General features: G+C 68.1%; 24 protein-coding genes. 11 read left to right on the plus strand and 13 right to left on the minus strand.

Annotated elements, in window-relative coordinates; translation table 11 throughout:
• Positions 1–327: 327 nt before the first annotated feature.
• Complete coding sequence (locus MRY80_RS24340; RefSeq protein ID WP_293293986.1) at positions 328–1,701, plus strand: DEAD/DEAH box helicase; 1,374 nt, start codon at positions 328–330, stop codon at positions 1,699–1,701.
• A gap of 3 nt (positions 1,702–1,704) precedes the next feature.
• Here MRY80_RS24340 and doeB read toward each other — a convergent pair whose 3' ends face one another.
• Both doeB and doeA read right to left on the minus strand, forming a co-directional pair.
• On the minus strand, positions 1,705–2,697 hold the full coding sequence (doeB, locus tag MRY80_RS24345; RefSeq protein WP_293293988.1) for a N(2)-acetyl-L-2,4-diaminobutanoate deacetylase DoeB: 993 nt from the start codon (positions 2,695–2,697) through the stop codon (positions 1,705–1,707).
• Positions 2,698–2,701: 4 nt separating this feature from the next.
• A complete protein-coding gene (doeA, locus tag MRY80_RS24350) occupies positions 2,702–3,883 on the minus strand; it encodes an ectoine hydrolase DoeA (protein ID WP_293293990.1) in 1,182 nt (393 codons plus the stop codon).
• A gap of 203 nt (positions 3,884–4,086) precedes the next feature.
• Between doeA and MRY80_RS24355 the strand changes: the two genes are divergently transcribed.
• The 3 genes from MRY80_RS24355 to MRY80_RS24365 all read left to right on the plus strand — a co-directional run bounded on the left by MRY80_RS24355 (position 4,087) and on the right by MRY80_RS24365 (position 7,599).
• Positions 4,087–4,572 carry an Lrp/AsnC family transcriptional regulator gene (locus tag MRY80_RS24355; protein WP_293293992.1) on the plus strand — a complete coding sequence of 162 codons (486 nt, stop codon included), beginning with the start codon at positions 4,087–4,089 and terminating at the stop codon, positions 4,570–4,572.
• A gap of 120 nt (positions 4,573–4,692) precedes the next feature.
• On the plus strand, positions 4,693–6,174 hold the full coding sequence (locus MRY80_RS24360; protein WP_293293994.1) for an NAD-dependent succinate-semialdehyde dehydrogenase: 1,482 nt from the start codon (positions 4,693–4,695) through the stop codon (positions 6,172–6,174).
• Between the two features lie 48 nt (positions 6,175–6,222).
• Entirely contained in the window at positions 6,223–7,599 is a 1,377-nt protein-coding gene (locus tag MRY80_RS24365; protein WP_293293996.1) for an aspartate aminotransferase family protein, read from the plus strand.
• Between the two features lie 27 nt (positions 7,600–7,626).
• Here MRY80_RS24365 and MRY80_RS24370 read toward each other — a convergent pair whose 3' ends face one another.
• The 8 genes from MRY80_RS24370 to MRY80_RS24405 form a co-directional block, all read right to left on the minus strand.
• Positions 7,627–8,826 carry an MFS transporter gene (locus MRY80_RS24370; RefSeq protein WP_293293998.1) on the minus strand — a complete coding sequence of 400 codons (1,200 nt, stop codon included), beginning with the start codon at positions 8,824–8,826 and terminating at the stop codon, positions 7,627–7,629.
• A gap of 289 nt (positions 8,827–9,115) precedes the next feature.
• Positions 9,116–9,808 carry a hypothetical protein gene (locus tag MRY80_RS24375; protein ID WP_293293999.1) on the minus strand — a complete coding sequence of 231 codons (693 nt, stop codon included), beginning with the start codon at positions 9,806–9,808 and terminating at the stop codon, positions 9,116–9,118.
• A gap of 211 nt (positions 9,809–10,019) precedes the next feature.
• Positions 10,020–10,313 carry a hypothetical protein gene (locus MRY80_RS24380; protein ID WP_293294000.1) on the minus strand — a complete coding sequence of 98 codons (294 nt, stop codon included), beginning with the start codon at positions 10,311–10,313 and terminating at the stop codon, positions 10,020–10,022.
• A gap of 8 nt (positions 10,314–10,321) precedes the next feature.
• On the minus strand, positions 10,322–10,666 hold the full coding sequence (locus tag MRY80_RS24385; protein WP_293294002.1) for a hypothetical protein: 345 nt from the start codon (positions 10,664–10,666) through the stop codon (positions 10,322–10,324).
• Positions 10,667–11,001: 335 nt separating this feature from the next.
• Complete coding sequence (locus MRY80_RS24390) at positions 11,002–11,499, minus strand: YHS domain-containing (seleno)protein (RefSeq protein WP_293294003.1); 498 nt, start codon at positions 11,497–11,499, stop codon at positions 11,002–11,004.
• A 222-nt stretch (positions 11,500–11,721) separates the two neighbouring features.
• Positions 11,722–12,195, minus strand: a complete 474-nt coding sequence (locus MRY80_RS24395; RefSeq protein WP_293294004.1) for a nuclear transport factor 2 family protein — start codon at positions 12,193–12,195, stop codon at positions 11,722–11,724.
• Between the two features lie 2 nt (positions 12,196–12,197).
• Positions 12,198–12,821, minus strand: coding sequence for a pyridoxamine 5'-phosphate oxidase family protein (locus MRY80_RS24400; RefSeq protein WP_293294005.1), 624 nt, complete (start codon positions 12,819–12,821; stop codon positions 12,198–12,200).
• A gap of 67 nt (positions 12,822–12,888) precedes the next feature.
• On the minus strand, positions 12,889–13,434 hold the full coding sequence (locus MRY80_RS24405) for a peroxidase-related enzyme (protein WP_293294007.1): 546 nt from the start codon (positions 13,432–13,434) through the stop codon (positions 12,889–12,891).
• A 122-nt stretch (positions 13,435–13,556) separates the two neighbouring features.
• Between MRY80_RS24405 and MRY80_RS24410 the strand changes: the two genes are divergently transcribed.
• Both MRY80_RS24410 and MRY80_RS24415 read left to right on the plus strand, forming a co-directional pair.
• Positions 13,557–14,462 carry a LysR substrate-binding domain-containing protein gene (locus MRY80_RS24410; protein WP_293294009.1) on the plus strand — a complete coding sequence of 302 codons (906 nt, stop codon included), beginning with the start codon at positions 13,557–13,559 and terminating at the stop codon, positions 14,460–14,462.
• Between the two features lie 78 nt (positions 14,463–14,540).
• Positions 14,541–15,575 (plus strand): nucleotidyltransferase family protein, encoded by a 1,035-nt coding sequence (locus tag MRY80_RS24415; RefSeq protein ID WP_293294011.1) that lies wholly within the window; start codon positions 14,541–14,543, stop codon positions 15,573–15,575.
• On the opposite strand, the gene MRY80_RS24420 is transcribed toward MRY80_RS24415, so the two are convergent.
• Positions 15,572–17,872 (minus strand): glycosyltransferase, encoded by a 2,301-nt coding sequence (locus MRY80_RS24420; RefSeq protein ID WP_293294013.1) that lies wholly within the window; start codon positions 17,870–17,872, stop codon positions 15,572–15,574. The two genes, MRY80_RS24415 and MRY80_RS24420, sit on opposite strands and share 4 nt — an antisense overlap.
• Before the next feature lie 40 nt (positions 17,873–17,912).
• On the opposite strand from MRY80_RS24420, the gene MRY80_RS24425 reads away from it, so the two are divergent.
• On the plus strand, positions 17,913–18,314 hold the full coding sequence (locus MRY80_RS24425) for a hypothetical protein (protein WP_293294015.1): 402 nt from the start codon (positions 17,913–17,915) through the stop codon (positions 18,312–18,314).
• Positions 18,315–18,524: 210 nt separating this feature from the next.
• Here the strand turns inward: MRY80_RS24425 and MRY80_RS24430 are convergent, their stop codons facing one another.
• On the minus strand, positions 18,525–18,752 hold the full coding sequence (locus tag MRY80_RS24430) for a hypothetical protein (RefSeq protein WP_293294017.1): 228 nt from the start codon (positions 18,750–18,752) through the stop codon (positions 18,525–18,527).
• A 193-nt stretch (positions 18,753–18,945) separates the two neighbouring features.
• Between MRY80_RS24430 and MRY80_RS24435 the strand changes: the two genes are divergently transcribed.
• Positions 18,946–19,209, plus strand: coding sequence for a hypothetical protein (locus tag MRY80_RS24435; protein ID WP_293294018.1), 264 nt, complete (start codon positions 18,946–18,948; stop codon positions 19,207–19,209).
• Positions 19,210–19,405: 196 nt separating this feature from the next.
• Positions 19,406–19,693 carry a PqqD family protein gene (locus tag MRY80_RS24440; protein WP_293294020.1) on the plus strand — a complete coding sequence of 96 codons (288 nt, stop codon included), beginning with the start codon at positions 19,406–19,408 and terminating at the stop codon, positions 19,691–19,693.
• 31 nt (positions 19,694–19,724) lie between these two features.
• Here MRY80_RS24440 and MRY80_RS24445 read toward each other — a convergent pair whose 3' ends face one another.
• Positions 19,725–20,939 (minus strand): tetratricopeptide repeat protein, encoded by a 1,215-nt coding sequence (locus MRY80_RS24445; protein WP_293294022.1) that lies wholly within the window; start codon positions 20,937–20,939, stop codon positions 19,725–19,727.
• Positions 20,940–21,152: 213 nt separating this feature from the next.
• Here MRY80_RS24445 and MRY80_RS24450 point away from each other — a divergent pair, with 213 nt between their 5' ends.
• Positions 21,153–22,286, plus strand: a complete 1,134-nt coding sequence (locus MRY80_RS24450) for an aminotransferase class V-fold PLP-dependent enzyme (RefSeq protein WP_293294024.1) — start codon at positions 21,153–21,155, stop codon at positions 22,284–22,286.
• Positions 22,287–22,645: 359 nt separating this feature from the next.
• Positions 22,646–24,376, plus strand: a complete 1,731-nt coding sequence (locus tag MRY80_RS24455; RefSeq protein WP_293294025.1) for a DEAD/DEAH box helicase — start codon at positions 22,646–22,648, stop codon at positions 24,374–24,376.
• Positions 24,377–24,422: the final 46 nt, after the last annotated feature.

A 24,422-nucleotide genomic window follows, 5' to 3' on the forward strand; every position in this document is an offset into this window, starting at 1 on the left:
GCGCTTGACATTGCACTGCACAAGGCAGATATGCGGGCTGTGAAAGCGCTTCGGCTGCCGCGTGAGCAGCCTGCGGGTGATCAAGACGATCCGAGGATCGCTGCTCCGCATGACGCGTTTCTTCCGGCCGGTTCAAGCGCCGGACACTCCAACAGGTTCCCAATTCACGCGGGGTGCTGACGATCCGCCGATCCGCGAGGCAATGAGGTCCCGGAGAGCGGCTGGGTCGCAACCGCATGACGCGCCGGTCCCGACGAACGGGCCGGGCGCGTTCGTTTTGGCATGCGCGATCGCAACATCGCCGCGCGTGCCTCGAAAGGCATGACTTTGACCGAATTTTCATCCCTCGGGCTCTCCGAACGCATTCTCCATTCCGTCGCGGCCGCCGGCTACACCTCGGCGACGCCGATCCAGGCGGCGGCGATCCCGGCGGTGCTCGAAGGCCACGACATCATGGGCCTCGCCCAGACCGGCACCGGCAAGACCGCCGCTTTCGGCCTTCCGCTGATCGAGAAACTGCTCGCCAATCCGCAACGTCCTTTCCCCAAGAGCGTCCGCGCGCTGATCCTCGCGCCGACGCGTGAACTGGCCAACCAGATCACGACCAACCTCAAGGGCTACGTGAAACGCTCCAAGCTGCAGATCGCTACCGTCGTCGGCGGTCAGTCGATCAATGTGCAGATGCGCGATCTCGGCCCCGGCAAGGACATTCTAGTCGCGACGCCGGGCCGGTTGATCGATTTGATGGAGCGCGGCGCGATCATTCTCGCGCAGACCCATTTCCTCGTGCTCGACGAGGCCGACCAGATGCTCGACCTGGGCTTTATCCATTCGCTGAAGCGCATCGCCAAGGCACTGCCGAAGGAGCGCCAGACGCTGCTCTTCTCCGCGACCATGCCGGCCGAGATCGAGAGCCTGTCGAAGACCTATCTGAACGATCCCGTCCGCATCGAGGTTTCGCCCGCCGGCAAGACCGCCGACAAGATCGACCAGTCGGTGCATTTCGTCTCGCAGCGCGCCAAGGCCGACCTTCTGAAGAAGCACCTGTCCGAGCGCGACAACGACCTGTCGCTGGTCTTCGCCCGCACCAAGCACGGCGCCGAGAAGCTGATGAAGCATCTCGTCTCGCATGGCTTCGAGGCGGCTTCGATCCACGGCAACAAGAGCCAGGGCCAGCGCGACCGCGCCATCCGCGAATTCCGCGCCGGCAATGTCCGCATCCTCGTGGCGACCGACGTCGCGGCGCGCGGCATCGACATTCCGGGCGTCAGCCACGTCTACAATTTCGACCTGCCGCAGGTGCCTGAGAGCTACGTCCACCGCATCGGCCGCACGGCGCGCGCCGGGGCGGAAGGCCGCGCCATCAGCTTCTGCTCCGAGGAAGAGACGAAGATGCTGCGCGACATCGAGAAGCTGACCGGCGTGTCGCTGACCATCGCCAGCGGCGAGCATCCGGGCTTCGGCGCCGGCGCACGCAAGGACAATCGCGGCAAGCGCGGCCAGTCCTCGGGCCGGCCGCAGGGCGAGAAGCGCAGCGATCCGTCCGCCGACAACCAGAACCGCACGAAGCGCCCGCATCGCGGCAAGCGCCCGCAGAGCGCGGCGCAGCCGTCCCGTTCGCGCGACGAGGGCGCCTCGGCTGCACCGGGCCGTTCCGCCAAGCCGAAATGGCGGCGCAACCGCAAGAGCCGCGCCGCCTGATCCTCAGTCGCGCGTTTCGGCGATCACCGCCACGCAATCCCCGGCCTTGACCAGGCCGGGGAAATGCCGCGCCGCCAGGACGCCGGAGCGTTTGGCGTGGCAATCCACCGGCGCCGCGCCGGTGCGGTCCACCGGCCAGACCCGCGCCAGCCGGGCTCCCTTTTCCACCGTGTCGCCGAGATCCAGGCACGGTTCGATCATCCCGTCATGCATCGCAAAGACGAAGCAATCGTCATCCGGCATGTCGAGATGGACGCTTCTAGCGGTCTCGGGCTCGCCCTGCAGGATGCCGGCATGGATCAAGAGGTTGCGGGCGCCCTTGCGCGCGATCGCGATCGAGCGCGCCGTCGCCGTGCCGCCGCCGCCGAGTTCGGTCGTCACGAACACCTTGCCCTGTTCCTCCACGGCCGTATCGAACATCCCGACGCTGTCGATCTCCCGCATCATCATCGAATAGGGCGCGTTGAACGCCTCCATCGCCGCGACGCAGGCGTGCTGCTGCATGGAATCGTCAAGGATGTGCGCCGCCGCGAAGGGCAGGAAATCGAGCGTCTTGCCGCCCGAATGGAAGTCGAGAATGAAATCGGCGCGCGGCACCAGCACGGTCGCGAAATAGTCCGCGATCTTCTCGGTCACCGTGCCGTCCGGCCGGCCCGGAAAGATGCGGTTGAGATTGCCCTTGTCGATGGGCGAGGTGCGCGTGCCCGCCCGGAACGCCGGATAGTTGAAGAAGGGCACGATGATGACCCGGCCGGAGACGTCTTCGGCCGACAGCGTCGCGGCCAGCTCCTGCAGCGCGACCGGTCCCTCATACTCGTCGCCGTGATTGGCGCCGGTCAGCAGCGCCGTCGGCCCGTCGCCGTTCTTGACGACGGTGATCGGGATCATCACCGAGCCCCAGGCGGAATCGTCGCGGCTGTAGGGCAGCCGCAGGAAGCCGTGATGCACGCCGTCGTCGTCGAGCGGGATGGTCGGCTGGATCGGGTTGGTCGCCACGGCCTCAGTCCTTCACGAAGAGCTGGCGCGGCGTCGTGCAGAAGCATTCCGCCCCGGTCTCGGTGATCAGGATCGGCTCGGTGATCTCCAGCCCGCCGTCGTCCAGCCACAGCGCCGGCATGAAGTGGAAGGTCATGCCGGGCTTCAGCACCGACATGTCGCCGCGGCGGAAGCTCATCGTCCGCTCGCCCCAGTCCGGCGGATAGGACATGCCGATCGAATAGCCGCAGCGATTGTCCTTGATGAAGCCGAACTTGTTGAGCGTCGCGTTGAAGGCATTGGCAATGTCCTCGCAGCGATTGCCCGGCTTCGCCTTCTCAAGGCCGGCCTCGACCGATTCCAGCACGGCCTTCTCGGCGTCGAGATAATTCTGCGGCGGCTTGCCGATGAACAGCGTCCGTGATTGCGGGCAGTGGTAGCGCCGATGCGCCCCGGCGATCTCGAAGAAGGTGCTCTCGTTTTTCTGCAGGGGCTGGTCGTCCCAGGTCAGATGCGGCGCGGTCGCGTCCATCCCGGACGGAGCCATCGGCACGATCGCGGTGTAGTCGCCCCAGTGCCCGTCCGCGCCCGCGACGCTGGTCCGGTAGATCTCAGCGACGAGGGCGTTCTTGGGGAGGCCCGGCTCCGCCTTTTCGAGGATTGTCGCGTGCATCGCTTCGACGATGCGCGCGGCCCGGCGCATATATTCGATCTCGGTGGCGCTCTTGATGGCGCGCTGCCAGTTCACCAGCCCCGTGGCGTCCTCGAACCGCGCGTCCGGCAGCTGTTCCGTCAGCGCGAGATGCGCCTTGGCCGAGTAATAATAGTTGTCCAGCTCGACGCCGATGCGCGCCGTCTCCCAGCCGCGCTCGCGGATCAGCTCCGCCAGCGTCTCCATCGGGTGCTTCAGCGGGTTCTGGACGTAGGAATCCTCGTAGCCGACGATGTTGTCGTCCGCCATCGACACGGTCCGCCGCGCCCCCAGCGCATCGATCCCGCGGCCCCACCAGACCGGCTCGCCCTCCATGCCGAGAAGGGCGGCCTGGTGCGTGTAGAAGGACCAGCCGTCATAGCCGGTCACGTAATGCATGTTGGACGGATCGGAGATGATCAGCAGGTCGATGCCCTTCTCGGCCATCACGGCGCGAATCCGGCCGAGCCGCTCCTGATATTCCTCGGGCGTGAAATCGCGTCTCGGTTCGACCATGCCCTGACTCCCTGGACGTTGGCGCTATGATGGGTCACAGGCTGATTTCGCAGACGGCATTTCGTCAAGCGGAATGTTTGCGCCGCAACATGCCCCCATTGTTGACGAAACCGGCGCCGGCGCTTGTCGGCGCGCGCCATCCCCGCGTATGAATTCCGACGCCGGCGGGTCGCCGGTCGGAAAGGTTGGACCGGGAAGCGAACATGCTGAAGCTCGACGAAAGGGACATCAGGATCCTCTCGATCCTGTCGCGCGACGGCCGCATCTCCAAGACCGAGCTGGCGCGCCGCATCAACCTCTCGCCGACGCCCTGCTGGGAGCGCCTGAAGCGGCTGGAGGAAGCGGGCGTGATCCAGGGCTATCGCGCCGAGATCTCCTTGAAATCCCTGGCTTCGCACGTCGTGGTCTTCGTGGTCGTGGAGCTGGAAAACCACCGCGCCGAGGCCTTCCAGGCCTTCGAGAAGGCGGTCGGCCAGCATGACGAGATCACGGCCTGCTGGGCGCTGGGCGGGGGCTACGACTACCTCCTGCAGGTGGTCGCGCGCGACATTGATTCCTACCAGCGGCTGATGGATGCGCTTCTGGAGAAGAAGGCCGCCATGGCCCGCTATTTCACCTATATCGTGACCAAGGAGGTCAAGGCGCCGACAGGCCTCCCGCTGGCCCTGCTCGCCGGCACGCCGGAGTAGGATCGTCTGTTTCCGCGCCGATAAAAAGAGAGTTCCTCTCCCTGCGGGCGGGCCTTCGGAGGCTCTCTCGCCGGGCCGGCTGATAGGCTTGCGCCATCCGTCACTCCGTGGAGCCCAGCCATGGCCGAAGCCGCGCTGCATCTTGATTCGCCCATCGACCTCGCCGACCCCCGGCTGCTGCGCCAGCTCGCCTATATCGGCGGGCGCTGGACGATGGCCGACGACGCCCGTTTCGTGCCGGTGACAGATCCGTCCGACTGCAGCCCGATCGGCGAGGTCGCGCGGATCGGCAGGGCCGGAGCCGAGGCGGCCGTCGGCGCGGCGCATGAGGCGTTTGCCGCCTGGTCCGGCCTGCTGCCGCAGGAGCGCTCCGCCATCCTGCGCCGCTGGTTCGACCTGATCGTCGCCAACCGCGAGGACCTCGCCACCGTCATGACCCGCGAGCAGGGCAAGCCGATTTCGGAGGCGCGCGGCGAAATCGACTACGGCGCCTCCTTCATCGAGTTCTATGCCGAAGAGACCAAGCGTCCGAACATCGAGAGCGTCACCTCGCATCTGGGCGACGCCGAGGTGGAGGTCTGGCGCGAACCGGTCGGCGTCGCCGCTTTGGTCACGCCGTGGAACTTCCCCTCCGCCATGATCACCCGCAAGACCGCGGCCGCGCTGGCGGCCGGCTGCACGGTGGTCGTGCATCCCTCGGTCGAAACGCCGTTCTCCGCCCTGGCGCTGGCCGAACTCGGCGAGCGGGCAGGCCTGCCGGCGGGCGTCTTCAACGTCGTCACCGGCGACGCGCCCGAGATCGTCGGCGCCTGGATGGCGGACCAGCGGGTGCGGGCGCTCTCCTTCACCGGCTCCACCGAAACCGGCAAGCTGCTTTACCGCCAGGGCGCCGACACGGTGAAGCGGCTGGTGCTGGAACTGGGTGGCCACGCGCCGTTCCTTGTCTTCGACGACGCGGATCTGGACCGGGCCGTCGACGAGGCCGTGAAGGCAAAGTTCGCGACATCGGGCCAGGATTGCCTCGGCGCGAACCGCTTCCTCGTCGCCCGTCCGGTCTATGACGCCTTCTGCAAGGCCTTTGCCGAGCGGACGAAAGCGCTGACGATCGGGCCGGGCATGGACGATCCCGACATCGGCCCGCTGATGAACGAGAAAGCCGTCGCCAAGCAGGTCGAGCATGTGGGCGACGCCATGGCGAAGGGCGCGACGCTGCTGGCCGGCGGCGCGCGGCATGCGGCGGGGCGGCTCTTCTTCTTGCCGACCGTGCTGGCCGACGTGCCCGCCGACGCGCTGATCATGCGCGAGGAGACCTTCGGCCCGGTTGCCGCCATCGCCCCCTTCGACACCGAGGCGGAAGCCTTCGCGCGCGCCAACGACACCGAATACGGCCTCGTCGCCTATCTGCACACGCAAGACCCGCGCCGCATCTACCGGGCCTCGCGGGCGCTTGCCTTCGGCATGGTCGCGGTCAACCGCACCAAGGTCACCGGCGCGCCGATCCCCTTCGGGGGCATGAAACAGTCCGGGCTCGGCCGCGAAGGGTCGCGTCTGGGGCTCGAGGCCTTTACGGAGGTCAAATATGTCTGCCGGGACTGGAGCTGACGCTTTGGACCGGAAAACCGAAACCACGAAAACGGGACACCAGGTAACATGCTGAGAAACGATCCGCTGGAGCAGTGGGACCGCGAACACTTCATCCATCCCTCCACCCACCTCGCGCAATTCGCCCGCGGCGAGATGCCCGAGCGGATCGTCACAGGCGCGTCGGGCGTCTATATCGAGGACCGCGACGGCAACCGCCTGCTCGACGGCTTCGCCGGGCTCTATTGCGTCAATATCGGCTACGGCCGCCAGGAGGTAGCCGAGGCGATCGCCGCCCAGGCGAAGGAACTGGCTTACTACCATTCCTATGTCGGCCACGGCACGGAAGCCTCGATCACGCTCTCCAAGATGATCGCCGACCGCGCGCCGGAAGGGCTGAACCGGGTCTATTACGGCCTCGGCGGATCCGACGCCAACGAGACCAACGTCAAGCTGGTCTGGTACTACAACAACGTTCTCGGCCGGCCCGAGAAAAAGAAGATCATCTCGCGCTGGCGCGGCTATCACGGCTCGGGCCTGATGACCGGTTCGCTGACCGGGCTCGGCCTGTTCCACAAGCAGTTCGACCTGCCGCTGAGCCAGGTGATCCACACCGAGGCGCCCTATTATTTCCGCCGCAGGGAGGCGAGCTGGAGCGAGGAGGAATTCTCCGCCCATTGCGCCGCCGAGCTGGAAGCGCTGATCGCGCGCGAGGGCGCCGAGACGATCGCCGCCTTCATCGGCGAGCCGGTGCTCGGCACCGGCGGCATCGTGCCGCCGCCGGCCGGCTACTGGGAGAAGATCCAGGCCGTGCTGAAGAAGCACGACATCCTTCTGATCGCCGACGAGGTGGTGACCGGGTTCGGCCGTCTCGGCACCATGTTCGGCTCCGTCCATTGCGGCATCGAGCCGGACATCATCACCATCGCCAAGGGCCTGACCTCGGCCTATGCGCCGCTCTCCGGATCGATCATTTCCGACAAGGTCTGGAGCGTGCTGGAGCAGGGCACCGACATGTTCGGCGCGATCGGCCATGGCTGGACCTATTCCGCCCACCCGATCGGGGCCGCCGCCGGCGTCGCCAACCTCAAGCTGATCGACGAACTCGGCCTGGTCCAAAATGCCGGCACGGTGGGCGCCTATCTGAAAGCGAAGATGACCGAGGCGCTGGGCGATCATCCCAATGTCGGCGAGGTGCGCGGCGAGGGCATGCTCTGCGCCGTGGAACTGGTCGCCGACAAGGCGGGTCGCACCCTGTTCGAGCCCGGCAAGACGGTCGGCGCCAAGGCCGTCGCCGGCATGCTGAGGCGCGGCGTCATCGGCCGGGCCATGCCGGAGGGCGACATCATCGGTCTCGCCCCGCCGCTTTGCCTGACGCAGGACGAGGCCGACACGATCGTCAAGGCGACGAAAGAGGCCGTCGAGGAGACCTGCGCCGCGCTCTGAGGCGGCCGCCGACGAAGGAAGGGCGCGTCAGCCGCGCCTTTCCGCCACCGCGAAATAGGCGAGCGCCGTCAGCGGCAGCAACCCGCCGAGCAGGCAGATGCCGGTCCAGCCGAACAGCGTCAGCACCGGGCTGGTCAGCGCCGAGGCGACGGCGCCGCCGAGGAAGAACGTCGTCATGTAGGCCGCCGTCAGCCGGCTGCGGATCGCCTCGTCGAGCTGATAGAGTTCGCGCTGGCTGAGCACCATGTTGCCCTGCACGCCGAAATCGATGAGCACGCCGGCGACCATCAGCGCCCAGAAATTCGCCTGGCTGATCCACGCGATCAGGAAGGTGATGAGGCCGAGGCCGATGGCGACGGCGGTGCCTGGACGGGCGAACCCCCGGTCGGCCATGCGGCCCGCGACCGGCGCGGCGAAGACGCCGGAGACGCCGGCCAGCGCGAAGAGCGCGATCTCGCTCGGCGTGTATCCCTGCCGCAAGAGCACGATCGGCGAGGCCGTCCAGAAGACAGTGAAGGCGCTGAACATCGCCGTCTGGTAGGCGGTGCGCCGGCGCAGCACCGGTTCCGTCGCCATCAGATGGGCCAGCGAGCCGATCAGCCGCAGATAGGCATGCCGGGCCTGCGGCACGCGGCGCGGAATGGCGAAGGCGCCCCAGATCGTGAGCCCCGTCACCAGCACCGCCGACAGGGCGAAGACGCCGCGCCAGCCGAGATGGTCGGCGATGAAGCTTGAGGCCGGTCGCGCCAGGAGGATGCCGACGAAAAGCCCGGTCATGACGTTGCCGACCACCGCGCCGCGCCGCGCGGCGGGCGCCAGGCTGGCGGCCAGCGGCACGATCACCTGCGCCGCGGTGGAGGTGAAGCCGACGACGAGGATCATCGCAAACAGCGTCGACAGGCCCGGCGCCAGCGCCAGCCCGGCGAGGCTGGCGACATTCATCACCATCACGGCGAGGATGAGCCTGCGGTTCTCGAACAGGTCGCCGAGCGGCACCAGGAACAGGAGGCCGATGGCGTAGCCGAACTGCGCGGCCGTGAAGATCAGGCTTTCCGCCGTGGTGGACAGCCCCATGGACTGCGCGATCAGCGCGACCAGCGGCTGGGCGTAATAGAGATTGCCGGCAAGCGCGCCGCAGGCGACGGCGAACAGCATCGTGGTGGCGAAACCGATCGGCGCGGGCGCGTCGTCACGGGGCGTCGCTGCGGGAGCGGAACTGTCATTCATGGTGCGCATGTCGGTTGGATCGGAGCCCGTCGGAAAAAGAAATCGGCCTCCCGCGGCGCAACATAAACCCCGCGCCGGAAAAGGGAAGGGTGTGTGAGGACGGGAAGGTGCCTTCTCCCATCGCGGGGGCCTCCAGATCGAGCGCCCCGCATCCACCTGCCCGGGGTCGAGCCGCGGGTCTCGACCCCTTCGTCGGGCCTCACAAGCAGAGAAGGAAGGCGGGCGTGCTTGGGCGGCCGGTGCCTCGTTGCCGAAGCCGGCTGCGGTTCGATGGAACGGACAAGGGCCGTCACGACGAATTCCACGCGTCGAGGGCGAGGAAGTGGCATTCCTTGAGCACCTCCGCGACGCCGGTCTTCGGCTTTTTCACCCAGCCGGGCGGCCGGCCGGGGCGGATGGGATTCCAGCGCTTCGGCCAGGCGCGTCCGGCGTCGCGGCGCGCGCGCCAGCGGGCAAGACGCTGCGCCTGGCCTTCGAGGTCGGAGAGTGCCGCCGCCAGTGCGCGGATGCGCCGGCCGAGCGCGCGGGCATCGACCGGCTCGCCCGGCGGCAGGTCGAAGTCCAGGTCGTAGCGCAGGTCGTCGAAATCGAAGCCGGCGGACGCGCCGGGATCGAGAAACGGGTCGCCATGCTGCTTGAACGGGTCGAAGAGCTGGAAGGCGGGGATGCGCGGCTCGGGCTTCGCGTCGGCGGGCTTCTCCGGCGCGGGCGCCGCCTTCCGATTTGCCGCCGGCGACGCAGCGGCCGCTTTCGGCGGGGGCATGCGAAACGGGAGCTCCAGCGTGCAGGCGGCCATGACGATCAGCCGACGCGCGGCATATTCGGCGGGACGCAGCAGGGCGAGGACGCGCCGGTAGAGCCGGCGCGGCAGGGTCTCGACGTCGTGGCCGGCCTGCAGGCCCGCCATGAGGATCAGCCGCGCGGCGATGGCGCACAGCGCCTCGCAATTGCAGTCGATCGCCTTGCGCCAGTCGAATTCCATGCCGTGCCTGTCTCCGTTGCGGCCGTGACGTGTCGCAAAGTGTGCGGGCGGTGGCGGGGCGGGGGACAGGAAACGGGGAGAAAACCGGGAAAAGCCAGGCGGGGCAGGGCTTTGGGCGGCCTGGGGCGGCGGCTGTGTCCACCGCCGGAACGGCGGCGCCCGGGCCCGGGGCGCCCGGATGCGCCCTCGGACAATCGCGCGGGTCGGGGCGTCAGTTCCAGCCCGACATGATGCCGTCGAGCACCGTGCGGATGCAGACCGCGTGATACTTGCCGTTCTGGTCGCGGGTGACGCAGGCGCGGCGGCTGTTGCAGACGTCGAACTTGTGCACGCCGCCGCCGAGCTTGCGGCATTCGGCCGAGCTGAGTTCGGCGACGCCGACGATGGGCGACATCGGCCCGGTGTTGTTGGCGGGGGTGCGGTGGTCGCGAATGACGCTCGCCGCGTTCGAAGGCACGATCGCCGTGCCGAGCAGGATGACTGCCATGATGATCTGCGTTTTCATGATCGCCTCTAGTTCTTTTCCGGTTCGTCGCCGATGAGGGTGTCCTGCGCGACCTTCTCGTCGATGCAGGCGACGTTGATGACGCCGTCGCTGTTGACCGTCGCGCAGGTTTCCTGGCCGAGCTTGGAGCATTTCACCGTGGTGGTGACCTTGCCGCCGAGCCCCTTGCATTCGGGCTTGGTGAGCGTGGAGGTCCAGGTGAGCCGGCGCTGAAGCCGCGACGCCGTCGGGGCGTTGGACTGCAATCCGCCGCGGTGGTCGCGTATCGTCGTGCCGCCTTCAGCCGCAATGGGCGCGGCCACCATGAACAGCGTGGCGACGAGACCGATTTTCCTGATCGATATGGTTTTCATTACGCTCTCTCCTTCTCGTTAACCAAAGACTAGGTGCGGCTTTCATCTGCCCCTGTGTGATCGATCACAGGGCGGGAAGCCGATGACTTTTGGGGAAGGTGACGGAGAAGACTGGAGATGCGGCTGCGATTGCTTGGGGAGGTCAGTCGGCCCGGCTTGGAAAGGCAGGCACGCTGGTGACGCAGAGGGGGGCGCCACCAGCGACCTGGGGCCGGCATCCGGGGGGAGAGATGCCGGGGCCTGGAGGCCGCGGGCGAAGGGGGGAGGGCTTCGCGCGGCATGCGTCCAGGATCGGTCGATGCGGATGGTGCGAACCTGTCAGGTCGCATCCTGCATCAAAGGCCGTTCACGTCCTCCACGGTGCGGTGTTCCATGCCGGGCCAGTTGGCTTCGGCCTTGGCGATCGTGCCGGCCTTGTCCTTCTTGTAGGCCTCGAAGACATCGGCGTTGAGGAAGAGGTAGAGCTTGCCGTCGACCACGTCTGCGAAGCGCGGGCTGCCGTCCAGTTTCAGGCCCTTGGCGACGCCGAAGGCGCAGAAGCCGCCATATTGCGGGATGAAGGCGGCCGGGTCGGCCGAGAACTGCTTCATCGTCTCCCTGGAGGAGAAGTAGTAGGCGACATTGTCGTGCACGACGGTGAACTTGGCATGGCCGGGGGTCACGTCCAGGCCGGTGAACAGGGCGACGGAATCATTGCCGCGCAGCGCGACGCCGTGGCCGTCGACGGTGGTGCCCGTCGAGACGTTGTATTCGTCGGCGGCAAAGGCGGCGGAAGCGCCGGAGATCGTGCCGATGACGCAGGCGATGGCCATGATGGCGTTGAGGTTCTTCATGTCAGTCTTCCTTTCAAGTCGGCGCCGCGCAGGCGCCGGGTTGGAGCCGCAGGCCCCATGCCGGCGGCTGCGACGTGCAATCGAAGCGCCCCGATGGGCGATTGCGACGTCGACCTGTCTGGATCGGCCGGAAATCGGCACGATCGATCCCATGACCGCGAGCAAGGGCTCGCGGATCGAGGCGGCCTTGAAGGCCGCGAAACGAGTGATGTCCGGGTGGCCCTAGAGGCCGAGTTCGCTCAGGCCCGGGTGCTCTTGCGGCCTCGGTCCGAGCGGCCAGTGAAACTTGCGGTCGGCAGCGCCGATCGGCGCGTCGTTGATGCTGGCGACGCGGCGGCGCATCAGGCCGTGGGCGTCGAACTCCCACAATTCGTTGCCGTAGGAGCGGAACCAGTGTCCGCTGTCGTCGCGCCACTCATAGGCGAAGCGGACCGCGATGCGGTTCTCGCGAAACCCCCAGATCTCCTTGATCAGCCGGTAGTCGAGCTCGCGGTCCCACTTGCGCGTCAGGAAGGCGACGATGGCGTCGCGGCCCTCGAAGAATTCCGCGCGATTGCGCCACCGGCTGTCCGGCGTGTAGGCCAGCGCGACACGCTCGGGGTCGCGCGTGTTCCAGGCGTTTTCCGCGAGCCGGACCTTGGCGACGGCGTCCTCCATCCCGGTGAAGGGCGGCAGCGGCGGGCGTTCGGTTTCCATCGTCAGTCTCCTTTGCTGCTGGCAAGCTTGGCTCGCAGCTGTTCGTTTTCCGCTTCGAGAACGGCGAGCCGGTCTCGCAGCGGCGTGACCGCAGCGGCGACGTCCGCCTCGGTGAAACGGGGGGTGATGTGTTGTGCGCAGTTCCAGTCGAAGGCCGCGAGGCGGAGCACGAAGACGCGCTCAAGCCTTGCCTCGTAGGCCGGCTCGGCGACGAGCGCGGCGAGGTCGTCGTCGATCGCAACCGCCTCGACACGCGCATAGATCTTCAGGCGGGCGCGGGCCGGATAGTCGACGAGGATCAGCGCGGCGCGGGCCTCGGCGGCGAGGTTGCCGACGCTGATGTACTGGCGGTTTCCGCGGTAGTCGGCAAAGGCCAGCGTCTGGTCGTCCACCAGCTTCAGGAACCCTTTCGGACCGCCGCGGTGCTGGACATAGGGCCAGCCGGTCTCCGAAACGGAGGCCATGTAGAAGCTGTCGCGCGCCGCGATGAAGGCGGCTTCGTTCGGCGTGAACCTGTCGAAGGCGCGGTCGCCCCTGAAGTTGCGGTAGGCCCGGTCGCTGCCCATGGCCCGTTGCGCCGCGCGGACGCTTGGCGTCGATGCGATGTCGAGAAATCCGTAGGCCATGGCTTGGGTTCCTGGCGGGGTCCTGGTGGGTGTCGAGCGGGCCGGGCGAGCCCGCCCGTCTTGCGTGTCAGGCGGCGCGGTTGGCCTGGACGACGGGGAAGTCGATGTCCGTCTGCGCGACCACGTTGAGCAGGTTGGTGAAGATGTTCTCGGCGACGACGGCGACGATCTCGACGATTTGGCCGTCGGAGAAGCCGGCGTCGCGAAGCGCCGCGATGTCGAGGTCGGTCACGCGGCCACGGTCGCGAACCACGCCGGTGGCGAACCGGACCGCCGCGTCGGCCTTCGGATCGCCCGAACGGCCCATGCGGTTGAGCGCGATCTCCTCGCCGCTGATCTTCGCCATGTTCATGCCGAGATAGCTGTGCGCGGACAGGCAGTAGTCGCAGCCATTCACCTCGGCGACGGCAAGCGCGATGCGCTCGCGCGTCTTGACGTCCAGCGTCTTGGCGAGGGCGGCGTTGTTGGCGGTGTAGCCCTGAAGGGCCGCGGGGCTCGAGGCGATCAGCCGAAACATGTTCGGCACGACGCCGAGCTGCTTTTCGACGGCGTCGAGGATCGGCTTGGAGCCGGCGGGGACGTCGTCACGGGCGGGGATGGCGAGGCGGGGCATGATGTCTTCTCCTGTGCGGTTTCGAACCCGGTGCGGTTCGTTCGCAGGGAGGAGTATTCCATTCCACATCGAGAGATAATTCTGTAAGATTGGAAATCAGTATCTCGAATTTTGGAATAATGATGGACCGGCTCGAAGCGATGAGACTGCTGCTGAAAGTGGCCGAGAGGGGCAGTTTCTCGGCCGCCGGCCGCGACCTTGGCGTGCCGCTCGCGACCGTCAGCCGCAAGGTGAACGAGCTGGAGGGGCATCTGGGCGCGAAGCTCCTGATCCGCACCACGCGCAAGGTCGCGCTGACCGACACCGGCGCCGCCTACCTGGCGTCGGCCAGACGGATCCTGGAGGATGTCGAAGAGGCCGAACGCATCGCGGCGGGCGAGTTCCACGCGCCGCGCGGCGAACTGACGCTGACGGCGCCCGTGCTGTTCGGCCGGCTGCACATCCTGCCGGTCGTCACGCAATTCCTCGCCATCCAGCCGGACATCAACGTTCGCCTCGTCCTGTCGGACAGCAATCTCCATTTGCTCGACGAGCATGTGGACATGGCGGCGCGGATCGGCCGGCTGCCGGACAGCACGATGATCGCCACCACGATCGGCGCGATGCGAACCGTCGTCTGCGCAAGCCCGAAGCTGATCGAGCGATGCGGCACGCCGGAAAGGCCGGAGCGGCTGGCCGCGCTGCCAGGCGTCAATTTCGAGTTCCTGTCGCCGGCTTCGAGCTGGTTCTTCCGGTCGCCCGACACCGGCGAGGCGATCGACGTGCCGATATCGCCGCGCCTTGCCGTCTCGACCGCGGAAGCCGCCGTCGAGGCCGCCGTGCAGGGTGTCGGCGCGACGCGCGTGCTTCACTATCAATGCGCCGAGCGGGTGCGCGACGGCGCGCTCAGGATCGTGCTGGAGGAATTCGAGGTGGATCCGCTTCCCGTCCACCTGATCCATGCGGCGCGCGGTGCGCTGCCGTCGAAGATGCGGGTCTTCCTCGATTTCGCGGTTCCCATGCTGAGGGCGAGACTGAAATCGCTGTGAGACGGCTGCACCGGCCGCGCGGTCTCGTGGTAAGTTGCGGCTTTCACAGGCCATCGCGATGAGTGGGGCGTTCGATCCGTGACTGACACCGGCAGGGGACTGATCGCGCTGGAAATGCGCCTCTTGTGCGACCTCGCGGATCCGCAGGCGGCGCCGGTGGGCATCGAGGCGTTCGACGGGGCCGATGTCGGCGTGCTTCTCGACGCGGCGCGCGATCACAATGTCGAGCCGGTCGTGCTGCGCAAACTGAAGGGGCTGCGCTTTCCCGAGGCCGAGGGGTTCGAGGACGCGCGGCGCGCGGCGTCACGCGACCGGATGTATCTCGCCGCCGTCGCGCTGGCGCTGAGCGACCAGGCCGCGCGGGTGATGGCGGCGTTCCGCAAGGCCGGCGTGCCGCACGCGCTGGTCAAGGGCCAGGCCTTCGCCCGCGACCTCTATGACGAGGCCTCGGACCGGCCGTTCACCGATATCGACCTTATTCTGCCGGCAAGCGCCGCGGCGCGGGCGGGGGAGGTCATGGCCGAACTCGGCTATGTCCAGTTCAAGCGGGAGCGCTTCGACAAGTCCGAGCAGAACGAGGAGCAGAAATGGGGCCTGCAGGGCGACCGGCTGATGCTGGTCGAATTGCACGGAAACCTGGTGCATGTGCCCGCGCTGAGGCGCCGGATCTCCTTCGGCTACGCGGAGCATGCCGACGCCTGCGCCGGCGGTGACCGGCCGGTGGCCGGGCATTTCGTGACGGCGGTGATCCACGCCGCCGCCGGCCACAAGTTTCACCAGTTGCGGCTGCTGGTCGACGTGATGCAGGCGATGCGACGGCTGACCGGCGACGATCTCGACCATCTGGCCGGCGTGGTCGCGCGGCTGCGGATCCAGCCGGAGGTCGCCATGTCGCTCCAGCTGGTCGACGCGCTGTTTCCGGCGGTCCGGGCGACGGGCCGCGCGGGCGACATTCGCGAGAGGCTGCGGCTCAGGCCGGTCCCGCCGATCGTCGACGCGCGGTCGGTGCTCGACGCGCCGGGCGGAGCGTTCTGGCGCTCGAAGGTCAGGCGCCACGCCTTCCGGCTCTACCAGATGTCGCTGGCGCGCCGCAGAAGCCTGCCGCGGGCCTAGGCGCTTGCGGCAGTTGCCGCCTGGAGCCTGACCGCACCGGAGCGCGCGAAAAAGCGGTCGAGGCCGCCTTCGGCATCAAGCCATTGCGCCATCGCCTCGGGCGTCGCAGGAAGCGCCGCCAGCAGCCTGCCGAAATGCGGGCTGTTATGCGCGACGGCGGTGCCGCTGCCCCCAGGTGACAGCATGTCCCAGTCGTCGGCGTCGATGCGGCCGGCGAGGCGTTCGATCTCCTGCAGCGCATCGCCGTCGAAGACCGTGTCGTCTTCGAGGACGAGGACGTTCTTCAGGCCGCGCCGCTGCGCGTCGAGGATCGCGGCGCGGTGGGAGAGCGCGCGGCCGGTCTGGGTGTCGTCCGGCGTCGGGATCGCCGACAGCCGGCTGACGAGCTGGCCGATCCCCAGCGCCGCGAAACGCTCTTCCATGGTCTTCAGCCGGTCCGGCCTGGTGTCGAGATTGATCAGGCGGATCGCGTCGAAGCGGTTGAACGGGTTCGCCAGTTCGGCGTGCACCTCGGCGAGGATCTTCGCCGCCGGTTCCGCGCCGAGCAATTCCTCGAAATGCGCCGCGATCGGCGCCTCGTCGAGGCCGAGCTCGCGAAAGCCGATGACGTAGTTGCGCACGCGGTCTTCCCAGCTCACCTGGTAGGGCACGCCCATCGGCCGCGCGAAGCGGTGCAGCCAGCGCAGGAAGGGCAGGCACAGCGTGCGGCCGCCGCGCTGGCGGAACTTCTCGTGGATGTAGCCTTCTTCGCCGCCGAAACCGCGGAATTTCAGGTTGAAGCCGGGCCAGGCGTCGCGCCGGCAGGCAAACAGTCCCATGCCCTGCATCGGGATGTCGAAGGGCTCGGCGTCCGGATCGTCGGCCCGCGTGTCGGTGCCCCAGACGCCGTACATCCCGCCCTTCCAGACGGGCTCGAAATGGGTCGAGCGCTGGTCGAGCTGGTCATAGACTAGCGGCCCTTGCAGGAGGTCCGGCGTCTCCGGGTTGTCCTCGAAATAGCGCATCAGGCGCGGAAGGGCGCCTGGCGCGAGCAGGACGTGGCTGTCGAGGCACAGCACGAATTCGCCGCGCGCCTCGGTAAACAGCATGTCCTTGGCGATCGCCGTGCCGCGATTTCCGAAGAAGGGCACGTAGCGATAGGTCGGGCAGGCGTTCTCCAGCGCCTTCAGCGCCTCGGCGCAGCGGCCGGTCGGGTTGTTGTCGATGACGACGAACTCGATCTCGCCGGCCAGGTCCGGATTGTTGAGCCGCAGCGACTGCAGGGTGAAATAGGCGCCGTCGAAATCGTCATAGGTCGCCATGCCGACGGTGAGCTTGAAATCTCCGCGCGACGGCGTCGGCGCCTTGATGTCGACGGGCTGCGCCGCTGCCGCCGGCGCCGGTGAGGCCGGCGTGTGGCCGGGCGGCATGTCGGCCGTCCCGCCGCCGAAGGCGTCGTGGATCCGGTGCCAGGCCGTGGCGGACAGCCTGGAGGCGAGCACGTCGTCGACGACCTCGTCCAGGAAACCGTCGAGCTGGTCGAAAGTGGCGTAGGTGAGCCGGAAGGCGGGCAGGCTGCCGGCATAGCGCGCGAGCGTCGACAGGCCGCCATCGGCGAAATTGGCCGCGTTGAGATTGTTCTCCAGGAGCCCCCGGGCGGACCGGCCGCTGGTGAGCGGCTGGATGCGGAATTCGGCGTCCGGCATCCAGTTGGGAAACAGGATCATCCCGGCCGCGACCGGCGCCGCCTCTGGCGCCGGAATGGGCGCGAAGACCACCTTGTCGCCGCAGGTCAGGCGCTCGCTGTCGGGCGCGATGACGCCATGCGCCTCGAGCGCCGCCACCGCGTCGGTCCGAAGGGTCAGGGGGCGCCGGAAGGGCACGACGTCGAGCGACGCCTCGCCGGGCAGGATCACCAGCTCGTCGGTCAGGTGGCGGAAACCGTTGCGGGCCATCCAGGCGGTCAGCGTCGATTTGCCCGCGCCGGACACGCCGGCGACGAGGATCGCCTTGTCGCCGCGCGCCAGCGCCGCCGCGTGGATCGCCACGCCGGACGCCTGGTCCGTGACGAGGGCGCGGATGACCGCATCCATCAGGAAGTCGGCGAGGTCGGCGGATTTCAGCTTTTCGACCGGCGGGGCGACCGGCGAGACCAGCCGGAATTCGTCCTCGCCGGTCTGGGTGACCGTGATGGCGCGGCGGGGCCGCTCGGCGGGCGCGACGAGGCCCGCAAACAGGAAGGTGACGATCTGATCGATCGCCGGCGGATAGGTAAGGGACGCCGTCTGGCCGGCATATTCAAGGATCAGGCTGGGCATCGGGCGTCTGGTCGTTGGGGGGCAAGCCGACTCTGGCGCCATGCCGAGCCCATGCTTGCCGAAAGGCGCATCGGCGTGGCTTTCGTCCGTGCCGGAGATTCTGCGTCGGGCCGATCAGGCCGGACCGCTCGGTGCCAGGGTGGTCGTCGTCGTTGTCGTGGTCGTGGTCGGCTGCGCTGTCGTCGTAGTCGTGGTGGTGGTCGTCGTCGTAGTGGTCGTTGTCGTCGTGGTGGGCTCGGACGTCGTCGTGGTGGTCGGCGTGGACGTCGTGCCGGTGGTGGTGGGCGAGGACGTGGTCGCCGGTGCGGAGGACGCGGCATGCGCCGGGGTGACGACCAGTTCGACCACGGGCTTCGTCCATTTTCCGGGAAGCATGATCCCGGTCGCGACGCCGCCGATGACGACGGTCTTCATCATTCGCCGGCGTGTGGTCTTGTTCTGATCGTTACTCGACATGAAAAGTCCCCCGACTTGAACAGTGCCTGTGCAGGCTGTCTTTTAGCATTATTTGCTTTTTCGCACCAGCAGTTCACACCGGTGTGGGGCGATATTCTGCCCTAGCGGAAGCATAGAGCTGCCCGGCTTGCGGGTTTGCCGCCACAGTGCCCGGACGGCGGTGCGATCCGTGTGACGCCCCGTGACGCGAGCCGGCTCAGGTCGGCGTCGTCGGAACGGATGTCGTCGTGGTGGTCGTGCCGGTGGTTGTGGGCGAGGATGTCGTCGCCGGCGCGGAGGACGCGGCATGCGCCGGGGTGACGACCAGATCGACCACTGGCTTCGTCCATCTTCCGGGAAGCATGATCACGGTCGCGACTCCGCCGATGACGACGGTCTTCATCATCCGCCGGCGTGTGGTGGTGTGCTGATCCTTGTCCGACACAGTGAACCCCCCGGGTTGAACCGCCTCTCTGGTCGCTGTCTCCTAGCATTTTTCGCCCGTCCGCGCCAGTCGCGGCGGAAAATCCTGACGCAGCGTAATCGATCGCGCCGCCGTTCCGCTGCCATGCTCGCAAACTGCCGCCCGCCCGTCCGTCGCCGGACAGGCGCCGCACCTCACGCCGACCTATCCCGGGATGACCGTCGTCGTGGGAATCGGCGGCAGCGGCGGGGTGGGCGACGGCGAAGGCGTTGGCGTCGGAGTGGGCGCGGAGGTGGTCGTTGGCGGCGCGGAAGACGCGGCGTGCGCCGGAGTGACCACCAGATCGACCAGAGGCTTCGTCCACTTGCCCGGAAGCATGACCGTCGTGGCGACGCCGCCGATGACGATCGTCTTCATCATCTGCCGCCGCGTAATGCTGTGCTGCGTGTTGTCCGACACGGAAAATCCCCCAATTTGAACCATCCCGCTGCTAGCATCGTTCAAGGGTGCAGGCCAGCGTTTTCAGCAACCGCAGGTCGAAATGCTGGAACCGCGACGTCAAACGCTGTAGTGAGGGGACCGGATTCGGCGCCGCGCGCGCCGAGGGGGTCGGGATGGCCGTCAATGCGGGCCGCGTGTCGCGCGCCATCCCCTGTCAGACGGTTGCTTGGCTCATGATGAACAGGTCGCGGACGCTTCGGCAAAACAGCGCGTATTTCTCCGTCGAGGTGGATGGCGAGCGGCTGCTCTATCGGCCGGGCTCGCAGAACGCGATGCATCTCGACACGATCGCCGCGCTGATCTGGCAGATGTGCGACGGCACCCGCACCGCCGACGACATCGCCGCCGAATTGTCGTCCTTCTATCCGGACGACGCCGGCACGGTGCAGGGCGAGGTTCTGGCGGCGATCGAGAACCTGTTCGACGGTGACGCGCTCGTCCACGAGGCGGTCGGCGGCTGAACGCCGGTCTCCGGCCTGCCGCTCGGCGGCCTCAGAAGAGGCCGCGATAGCCGACGAGGGCGGCGGCGATCTCCTGGCTGAGCCGTGCCGCCGGCGCGTCATCCGGAGCGAGCGCGAGGCAGCGCTCGATCGCCCTCTGCGCGCCCTTGGCCATGCCGGCCTCCAGCAATGCCTTCGCCTCGCGGAAATGCGGCCGCGGCGACTGCGGCGCGCGCCGGGCGGCCAGATGATATTGCTCGATCGCCTCGCCGGTGCGCCCGGTCATGGCCAGCGCGTCGCCCTTGCGCAGATAGCCGATCAGCCTGTCGGGCCGCTTCTGCACATAGATGTCGAAATCGCGGATGGCGGTGTTGAATTTCTCCAGCGCCATGTGGATGTCGCCGCGCAGCGCATAGGCGCCTGACACGGCGGGGTCGCGGGCGATGGCGGCCTCGACGTCCGCCAGGGCGGCCTCGGCCTCGTCGAGCGACAGTTTCGCCTCCGCGCGCCACAGATAGAGCGAGGCGACGGTCCGGCCCAGCGCCTCGGCCCGGTCGAGCGCCGCGACGGCGCGTTCCGGCCGTTCGGCGCGCACCAGCGCCTCGCCCAGCACCGCCAGGTAGCCGGCATTGTCGGGTTCGCTGCGCACCGCCTGCTCCAGGTCGACGGCGGCGTCGTCGGGCTGGCCGCATTCCAGCCGGCAGATGCCGCGCCGGAAATGGACGGAAGCCGACCGGTCGCCGGCCTCGATCGCCCTGGTGAAGCTGAGGAGGGCGGCGGTGTATCGGCGCGCGCGCATCTGCGCGACACCGGCGAAGAAGCGCGCGTCGGCGGCCGGGGCGCCGTGCAGGCGTGCCTTGTCGAAATCCTCCTCGGCGGCGTCGAATGCGTCGCGGCGCAGGTGGCAATGGCCGCGCATTTCGAGCGCGCGCCAGTTGCGCGGCTGCAGGGCGATGACGCCGTCGAGCGCCTGAAGGGCCGCGAAATGGTCGCCCGCCTCGAACGCCGCCTTCGCCTTGCGCAAGCCCTGCCGGGCGCGGCTCTCGTCGAGGGCGACCGACGATGCCGCCGCCCGGTCGCGGGCGATCTCGATCGCCAGGTCGTGCATCCCCAGATGCGCCGCGCCCCACGCCGTGTCGCCGCGCCGGATGGCGGCCCCGGCCGCCGCCGCTTCGCGCTGATAGGCCTTCTGCGCCTGCTTGCGGTCCCAGTCCTGGTTGTCCCAGCGGATATGGTCGTTGCGCGCGCGCAGCTGATAATCGTCCATGGCCCTCGCCCCTGTTTCGCTTTGCCCCGACCCTATCGGCGCGCGGAAAGGCGGGGTGTGCGATATCGCTCATGGGGGTTGGGGCGGCTCGCGGGGCGAATGGTCGCCCCGCACCGCTATCTTGCCCGCCGTGCCTTCTCTGTGTCGTCAAACGGGTCTATAGCGTGCGGCGAAATCCGTGAATGTGTACATCTGGCATGAGGAGTTGAGGGCATGAACGTGGCGGCGGCACCGGTGGATCCGGACGGGCTGATGGAATTTTCGGTGGTCTTCACCGATCGGTCCCTCAATCACATGTCGAAGGTGTTCCAGGGCGTCATGAACGACCTCTACGCCATGCTGACCGAGGTCTATGGCGCCGAGGCGGCCGTGATCGTGCCCGGCGGCGGCACCTATGCGATGGAGGCGGTCGCCCGCCAGTTCGCCACCGACGCCAAGGCGATGGTCATCCGCAACGGCTGGTTCTCCTATCGCTGGACGCAGATCTTCGAGATGGGCGCCATCCCGTCGGAGACGGTGGTGGTCAAGGCGAGGCAGGTCGGCAACGAGAGCACCTCGGCCTTTGCGCCGGACGCCGCCGACGCGCTCGCCGCGCGCATCCGCGAGGAGCGGCCGGGCGTCGTCTTCGCGCCGCATGTGGAGACGGCGTCGGGCGTCATCCTGCCGGACGGCCACATCAAGGCGATCGCCGACGCGGCGCACGAGGTCGGCGCGCTGTTCGTGCTCGACTGCGTCGCCTCCGGGTCGATCTGGGTCGACATGGCGTCGACCGGCGTCGACGTGCTGATCTCCGCGCCCCAGAAGGGCTGGAGCGCCTCGCCGGCGGCCGGCCTCGTCATGCTGAGCCCGCGCGCGCTGGAGCGGCTGGGCGAGACGACGAGCACGAGCTTCGCGATCGACCTGCGCAAGTGGCACGACATCATGCAGGCCTATGTGAATGGCGGCCATGCCTACCACGCGACCATGCCGACGGACGCCCTGAAGGTGCTGCGCGACCGTATGGTCGAGACTCGCGATTTCGGCTTCGAACTGGCCCGCGAGCGGCAGTGGGAGCTCGGCCGCAAGGTGCGCGCGCTGCTCGCCGCAAACGGCTACGCCTCGGTCGCCGCCCCCGGCTTCGAGGCGCCGGGCGTCGTCGTCAGCTACACCAAGGACCCCGACATCCAGAACGGCAAGAAGTTCGTCGCCGAAGGCATGCAGATCGCCGCCGGCGTGCCGCTGATGTGCGACGAACCCGCCGATTTCCGCACCTTCCGCGTCGGTCTTTTCGGCCTCGACAAGCTGGCGGATGTGGACGGGACCGTGGCACGGCTGGAAGCGGTGCTGGAGACGATCGCGGAGGGGTGACCTGAGGGGGACGAACCTTCCTTCTCCCTTGATGGGAGAAGGTGGCGCGCGCAGCGCGTCGGATGAGGGTGATGGCTCGATTTCGGAGAACCCCTCATCCGTTTTCGCCCGTTCACGGAACGGACTAAAACACCTTCTCCCACAAGGGGAGAAGGGAGGAGCCTAGACGGAAAGCCCCGAAGCCCGCGTTCCCCCCCAAACAATTGCTGCCCAAAATGCGCGCAACATGATACTCGGCGTCTTTCACAGACAGGACCAAGACGCTGAGTACCGAGCCCACATCCCCCGCCATCCATCCGGCCCTCGCTTCCGCCCTCGAGGCGAAGGGCTATAGCCAGCTGACGCCAGTTCAGCTGGCGATGACGAACGCGGAGCATGGCGAGGCCGACCTCCTGGTCTCGGCGCAGACCGGTTCGGGCAAGACGGTCGCCTTCGGCATCGCGGTCGCGCCGACGCTCCTGGGAGAGGGCGAGCGCTTCGAGGCGGCCGGCGCGCCGCTCGGCCTGATCATCGCCCCGACGCGCGAACTCGCCATCCAGGTGAAGCGGGAGCTCGACTGGCTCTACGCGGCGGCCGAGGTGAAGATCGCCACCTGCGTGGGCGGCATGGACATGCGCACCGAGCGCCGCGCGCTGGAACGCGGCGCGCACCTGGTGGTCGGCACGCCCGGGCGCCTGCGCGACCACATCACGCGCGGCGCGCTGGACCTTGGCGCCCTGCGCGCGGTGGTGCTCGACGAGGCCGACGAGATGCTGGACCTCGGCTTTCGCGAGGACCTGGAATTCATCCTCGGCGCGGCGCCGGAGGAACGCCGGACCCTGCTGTTCTCGGCGACCGTGCGGCGCGGCATCGCCGAACTGGCCAAGACGGTGCAGAAGGACGCGGTGCGCATCGAGACGACCGCGCAGACCGAGCAGCACGCCGACATCGAGTACCAGCTGATGCTGGTGCGCCGCGACGAGCGCGAACACGCCATCATCAACGCGCTGCTGGACACCGACTCGACCAGCGCGCTGGTGTTCTGCCACACGCGCGAGGCGGTGCGCCATCTCACGGCGCGGCTTGCCAATCGCGGCTTTTCGGTGGTGGCGCTGTCGGGCGAGATGGCGCAGTCGGAGCGCTCGAACGCGCTGCAATCCATGCGCGACGGGCGCGCCCATGTCTGCGTGGCGACCGACGTGGCGGCGCGCGGCATCGACCTGCCGAACCTCGACCTGGTGGTCCACGCCGACGTGCCGAGCAACCCGGAGACGCTGCTGCACCGCTCCGGGCGCACCGGCCGCGCCGGCCGCAAGGGCGTCTGCGTGCTGATCGTGCCGGAACATCGGCGCGGCGCGGCGCATCGGGTGCTGAACATGGCCAAGTTGACGGCGACCATGCGCGCCGCGCCTGGCATCGCCGACATCGAGTCGCGCTATCGCCGGCGCATGCTCGACGCCGCCGTCTCGGCCGCCGCGCCCGACGAGCAGGAGGCGGAGATCGTCGCCGAGATGCTGGAGAAGGCGGGGCCCGAGCGCATCGCCGCGGCGTTCCTTCGCCTGCAACGCGCCGCCCACCCCGTGCCCGAGGAACTGTGGCCGCTGCCCGCCGAGGCCCTGCAGGACAAGCGTGGCGCGCGCGACCGCCGGTCGGCAAAGGACGGCGCGCCGACGCGCGAGCCGCGCCCGGAGATGCAGGGCGGCGTCTGGTTCACCATCTCGATCGGGCGCAAGCAACGCGCGGATCCGAAATTCCTGCTGCCGATGATCTGCAACGCCGGCGGCGTGACGAAACGCGATGTCGGCGCGATCCGGATCGACGACACCGAAACCCGCTTCGAGATCTCCGCCGACAAGGCCGACGCCTATGCCGAGCGCATCCGCCAGCCCGGCAGCGTCGAAAAAGGCATCACCATCACCCCGGCCGGCGCGCCGGGCGCACGGCCGAAGCCGGGCAAGCCAAGGGACGGGAAACCAAGGGACGGCAAACCGAGGGACGGGAAGCCGAAATTCCGCGACGGCGCCAAGCCGGGCCGCAAGCCCAAGGGCCCGCCGGCAGAACGCGGCCCGAAGCCGAAACACAAGGGCAAGAAGCCGAAGCGGCAGGGGTGAGCGGGGGAAGGGCCAGGATGTTAAAACGATACGCTGTCGTCCTCGC

Source organism: Oricola sp. (assembly GCF_022763245.1).
Classification (GTDB): Bacteria; Pseudomonadota; Alphaproteobacteria; order Rhizobiales; family Rhizobiaceae; genus Oricola.